A 1,006-nucleotide genomic window follows, 5' to 3' on the forward strand; every position below is an offset into this window, starting at 1 on the left:
ACGGGTCGAACATGTATCTGGCGACAGTATTGCATTGTTGTTCTCGCAGGCTTGTGGGCTTTGCTTTTCAATGACCACATGCGGAGCTTGCTTGTGATTGAGGCCGTGAACAATGCATGCGCCACCCGTAGAAGCCTTGCAGGATCGGTGTTTCATTTGCGACCACGGCAGTGTGTATACCTTAAGATGAGTCAAGAAAACCATGTACGGAACTGGGTGTCACCCAATCGATGGGGTCTGTGGGAACCAGTGCCGATAATGCGTTTGCTTCAGTCGTTAACTCCACGTTGAAAAGAGAGGTACGTCAGGATCGGAAAACATTTGCAAACCCGCTTGAATGCCGCAGACAAGTGTTTCGCTGGTGCGCCCGCTACAACACATCCCGGCGCCACAGTTGGTGTGGCTATCAAGCCCCGAACACTTTCGAGGAGAAACAGATGTACCGCGTTGCCTAACCACGTCTGCTAAGATCAAACCCAATTAATTTTTCACCCCAGGTGTCCACATCCAAGGGGCCGGGTCCGTGCGCATTTTTTGACGTATTGTTTCGTCGACCTCAAAGCGTGTCATTGCAGGTTTCCTCCTTCCTGGCTTGTGTGTGTGCCGCATGGGAACACAGCGTTTACAAGGCCGGTGTCACCGTTGTCTGCGTGTTGTTCGATCGGTCGGATGAACACGTCATTGGCACTGAACTGCGTCATGTCCACCGGTGTGGACTGTGGTGTGCGTGCCACATCAAAACCGCTGCGGTGCGGGGTGTGAGAGTTTTTCATCTCATGGGCGATCGTTGTTTGCAGCCGCTGCAACACCGTCATGGTGGGTCCCGTGAACAATGCCATGACCTCAAGCGTGCAAAAAGTAGTGACACATAACACCAACTACGCAGACAACCAGTACCAACAACCCCTATTTCGCATCATCAGCGAGACTTCGTCTCTGACTTGAGTCAGAGGAATGGCGGACATCGAGGTTATCAAGTTTCAATTCGCTCATCAGCGAGACTTCG

At 52.1% G+C, this 1,006-nt stretch carries 1 protein-coding gene and 1 pseudogene; one reads left to right on the plus strand and one right to left on the minus strand.

All coding sequences use genetic code 11. From position 1 onward, the window contains the following. A pseudogene (locus tag HMPREF3044_RS13400) lies at positions 1–455 on the plus strand (DDE-type integrase/transposase/recombinase); the annotation flags it as partial. 111 nt (positions 456–566) lie between these two features. Here the strand turns inward: HMPREF3044_RS13400 and HMPREF3044_RS08140 are convergent. Then, a complete protein-coding gene (locus tag HMPREF3044_RS08140) occupies positions 567–839 on the minus strand; it encodes a hypothetical protein (RefSeq protein ID WP_210400540.1) in 273 nt (90 codons plus the stop codon). Positions 840–1,006: the final 167 nt, after the last annotated feature.

It is taken from the genome of Corynebacterium sp. HMSC073D01 (assembly GCF_001815555.1).
Lineage (GTDB): Bacteria > Actinomycetota > Actinomycetes > Mycobacteriales > Mycobacteriaceae > Corynebacterium > Corynebacterium glucuronolyticum.

Excerpts from the sequence above, each read along its gene's own strand:
- HMPREF3044_RS08140 (WP_210400540.1), bottom strand. The coding sequence starts at position 839 with ATGGCATTGTTCACGGGACCCACCATGACGGTGTTGCAGCGGCTGCAA.